The following is a 3,998-nucleotide window of genomic DNA, read 5'->3' on the forward strand; positions in this document are numbered from 1 at the left end:
TCCTCGGGCAAGTTCAGCCTAAACCAGGCGGGCGAGGGATCCACGGGATCGTTGACGGCGGGCGCGCTCGAGAGTTCGAATGTCGAAGTGGCTCAGGAACTCACCGACCTGATCAGCACCCAGCGGGCATATTCCTCGAACGCCAAGATCGTGACCACCGTCGACGAGATGCTCGACGAGACGACCAGACTGAAGCGCTGACGGGGGTTAAGCCAAAAGAGGCAGAAATAGGCGTTCGCGGTCGCTGTCTGGCCGACTAACCAGGTCTCCATGACAACCTCCGTGGCACCTGATGGTTAAACTCTGGTCTCCTTTGCGATGCTCCGTGCCAAGTCGGATATTGCTGTCGCGTTGCCCTTTAATCTGAGACGCGACGCGTTCGGCGACAATTTTTGCCCTTAATTGTGAGATACGGCTGTCATGGGGCCCCTGTTTCTCGCGCACCTTTGCGCTATGTGATCAACCGCGGCAAGCAATCGAGGCTCCTTCTCGAAGGCGCGCAAGAGAGCAACCCTTGCATAGTCGTCGATGCTTTTGCTGACGATGGCTGCCTTAGCCAAGGGATGAGATCGAGCGGCGGCGATTGCGGCGAGGCAGAACAGCCTAACTTCCGATCTGGGGTTCTGGACAGCGAACGACGGATCCCCGCGGAAGGTTTTGAGTGACATGGCAAAGGTGACTGCGCGCATTGCGCGCCGAAGTTGCTTGGGGCCGCGCGAGCGCGCGGCGCACTCAAGCATCTCTGCCCCGCGGCGCGCTCGGTATATCAGTTTTCCAGATATTTGTTCCTCACGGAGTTTGCCAAGGGTCTGCACAAGTCTCGTCCCGCAAACTTGGCAGTCAAATGCCCAGGCCCGCCTCCAATGCCTGAGCGAAAGACCCTCTCTGGCGCATTGCATGCAATGCTGGAATGGCATCTGAGCCGTCAGCGAGGCTTCTCGTGGCGTCATTGCCGGAAAGGTCAAAGATCGAACAACATCTGGGTTAATCCGTGCGGCGTTGGCAATCTTCGCCGCCGCAGCCGCGTCGACGTTGAAGTCCAAGGCGGTGCCATGCGCGGTATCGATTCTGAGATGAGCCAGTAGTTCCGCATCATCACAGTAGTTGGCCGCCGCCAGCCGAGACAACCAACCTGACAACAACTCGTCTGGCAGCGGCGCGACAGTCTTGGGCAGCGGGTGCGGCTTCACACCCGGGACTTCTGGAGCCGCCGATGGGGGTTCGCATGGCGCGACCAAACCGGCGTCCATTTTGCGATTGCGTCATCGGTGATGCATTCCTCGCCTGTGATAATGGCGTCGATGGAAAGATCCTTGACCAGAGCGAAGATGCGCGAGGTCACCCCACCGGTCAGTGCCAAGACCTGCTTGAGAGATTTGACCTTCAGGTTGGACTTCTTTTCCAGTGGCATGGCAGCAATAAGGGTCTGGATCATGTCCGAGAACTCGGCATCGTCGCGCCAGTTTGGCAGATGATGTTCGTCCAGCCGTCGGGCAAGCTGGATATCACCGCGAATAGCATCGACGGCCTCGCTGACCCCAAGGCAGACCAGTGACACCTCGAGTTCATTGCTGAGATACCGCAGGACATTGAGAAATCGGCGCTGTTCGCGGTGGGTCCCGGCCAAGAGATTGTGGACCTCGTCGATCATGATCATCCGCAGGCCAAGGTCGCGTAAGAGCGCGATGACACGGACTTCGAGGGAAGCCACATTTTGAGCGCGGGCGCTAAGAGCCGTCGCCGGGGCGCCGACGGCGGCCAGGATGTGCAGGTAAAACCGCCGTTCATCAGGTGCGGGCGGCGCTTGCAACAGCAGAAGCGGTGTGCGGGTGATGCCCGACGCCGGATCGTATTCTGGTGCGTACTTGCGCGACAGGTTTCGGGCAATCATCGTCTTTCCGATCCCGGAGGCGCCATGCACAAGAAGCCCAGGCATACGGGTTTGTCGTGGCGCTTCGATCATGCCCTGCAAGCGGTCCAACACCTGTTCCGCCCGAGGAAAGCCGATCCAGATATCCGATTGAATGAGGGCGATCCGGCCGTCTTCTTCAGTTGTCCCTGCCCTCAATTCACCATCTCTCCACCTTGAACAATGGGCGCGATGTATCACCCGTATCGATCGGGCGCAGCCCTTCGGTTGTCGAGACGGCCGAGTTCGTGCCCTTCAATGTCCCTTTTCTTTCACGGGTTCTGCGTTCGGCCTTCGTCAGGCCCCGGCTTTCAGCTTCGATCTGGCGTTGCTGTCGGATCAGCTCAGCCAGCACCAGCTCATTAGACCCGGACTTGCCAAGGGCACGGGCCTTCCTCATCGCTTCGCGATATTCCCAGAGCGAGACGGGCGGAATTTCCAGGTTTCTGTACCGCGCCTCAACATACCGGCCATCGTCCAGTTCGACCCAGATCATTGAGATATCGCGAGGATCGTAGCGAACGACCACCTTTCCATCCCCGCGCCCAATGTGGCCTGCAAGGGCATCGGACCAGTACCTTATCTGGAACAGATGGATGCCGTCACGCCTGATCTTGCGCAGTTCACTCGGCAGGAAGCTCACCTGAAAGGCTTCCATCTCGAAGGGGATGTCGCCTGTCATTTGCTCTGAGAGCGCCTCCCATTTGGCAACGGGCGTGCAGCCAAGACTTGAATGAATGCTGTTGTTGTAACGGCAGATTTCCAGAGCAAACCAGCGATCGAATTCGCTCAACGTCATCGTGGCCTTGCTTTCGGCGTCATAGTCGCCCTTTGCCGCGATCGAGGATTGCGTTGTTCCCGGCAACAGGTGAACGGCCCCCATCATGGTGCCGATCAACCGTTCGATGTGACCACCGAAGTGAGGACTTGCTGGCGGTCGATAGACCAGATCGATCCCCCAATCCGCACAGGCCGACCGAAAGGCGCGCGACCGGAAATCGCGACCGTTATCGACGTGGATGCTGTGCGGTTTGCCCTGTGCCGGCCAAGGAACATCGCACGCCAATTCCGCAAGAAGTTCCTCCTTGAGGGCCACCGCCTGTGTCAGGCAAAGCGCCACTGACAGACGCGAAGGTGCCTCGAGAGAGGTGTAATATCCGGTCACCATCCGCGTTGCGACGTCGATCGCCAGCGTGACCCAAGGCCGCCCAATTGGTTTGCGTTCAAAGCCGTCGACAAGAATGATGTCCGCCGGTGTATGATCAATTTGGACGATCTCCAGTGGCATACTGGCCTTGTTCTCACCTGTGACCGGCGCAAATTTCTGGCGGGCCGCCTTTGCGCCCTCTCGTGCCTTCGCAACTTCGCGGGCACCCATCGCATCCAGACGACGCTGAACCGTTCGCCGTGTCGGCGGTTGCAAGCCCTCCTGCCAGCAAGCGTTGCGGATTTCTGTCACGACGCGCGACAAGCTCGAACGCTCCCGGCGCAAGAAATAGCGGCGAAGGTGCTCCTCGATTACCGCTTCGACTTTGCTGGATATTAACATCGTCCCGGTCGGGCGGCCCCGTTTCCGCGGAGCCAGAGCGCTGGTGCGCCCACCCTCTTCCGCCAACCGTTTCATCCAACGCCAGACCGTCGCCCTGCTGACACCAAGCTCCCAAACGGCGTCATTGATGCCACGTTCCAGGCTGCCAGTCCCATTGAGATATGCCTGAACAAGAGGGCGCAGCACCGCGGCCCTGCGCGCCTCTTCAGCACCAACGGCAACGGAGTCTTCGCCATCATCATTCATCGATATTTGCCGCAAATGTCTGTGAACCCTGTCTCAGGTTTAAGGGCAAAAATATCAGAATTAAAGGCAAAATCTCATATTTAAGGGCAAAGCTCAGCCGTTGATTTCGTTGGATTTCCCATCTCACAATTAAGGGCTACGCGACACCTTGGGATCGATGAAGAAACGTTGGAGATCCGGGCCGTCGAAGTCACCGGGAGCCACATCGGTGATGCGCCCATCCTACCCACCTTCTCGACCAAATCCCGCAGGACCAGGAAATCGGTAGCGTTACGGCTGATGGCGCCTACGACA

4 protein-coding genes and 1 pseudogene are annotated in these 3,998 nt (G+C 58.6%); 2 read left to right on the forward strand and 3 right to left on the reverse strand.

Annotated elements, in window-relative coordinates:
* A partial coding sequence (locus A3764_RS22980) for a flagellar basal body rod C-terminal domain-containing protein (protein WP_330220558.1) occupies nt 1-201 on the forward strand: 201 nt, incomplete at its 5' end.
* 197 nt (nt 202-398) lie between these two features.
* Here A3764_RS22980 and A3764_RS22985 read toward each other — a convergent pair.
* The 3 genes from A3764_RS22985 to A3764_RS22995 are packed head-to-tail and all read right to left on the reverse strand — an operon-like array spanning nt 399 to nt 3,704.
* On the reverse strand, nt 399-1,190 hold the full coding sequence (locus A3764_RS22985; RefSeq protein WP_067952149.1) for a TniQ family protein: 792 nt from the start codon (nt 1,188-1,190) through the stop codon (nt 399-401).
* Nucleotides 1,187-2,068 (reverse strand): TniB family NTP-binding protein, encoded by an 882-nt coding sequence (locus A3764_RS22990; protein WP_038147410.1) that lies wholly within the window; start codon nt 2,066-2,068, stop codon nt 1,187-1,189. Before A3764_RS22990 ends, A3764_RS22985 begins: the two co-directional genes overlap by 4 nt.
* 1 nt (nt 2,069) lies before the next feature.
* Nucleotides 2,070-3,704 (reverse strand): Mu transposase C-terminal domain-containing protein, encoded by a 1,635-nt coding sequence (locus A3764_RS22995; RefSeq protein ID WP_150122431.1) that lies wholly within the window; start codon nt 3,702-3,704, stop codon nt 2,070-2,072.
* 144 nt (nt 3,705-3,848) lie between these two features.
* Between A3764_RS22995 and A3764_RS24355 the strand changes: the two are divergent.
* A pseudogene (locus A3764_RS24355) lies at nt 3,849-3,998 on the forward strand (transposase); the annotation flags it as partial.

This window comes from Sulfitobacter sp. HI0129 (assembly GCF_001635395.1).
Taxonomy (GTDB): Bacteria; Pseudomonadota; Alphaproteobacteria; order Rhodobacterales; family Rhodobacteraceae; genus Sulfitobacter.

Excerpts from the sequence above, each read along its gene's own strand:
- A3764_RS22995 (WP_150122431.1), bottom strand. The coding sequence starts at position 3,704 with ATGAATGATGATGGCGAAGACTCCGTTGCCGTTGGTGCTGAAGAGGCG.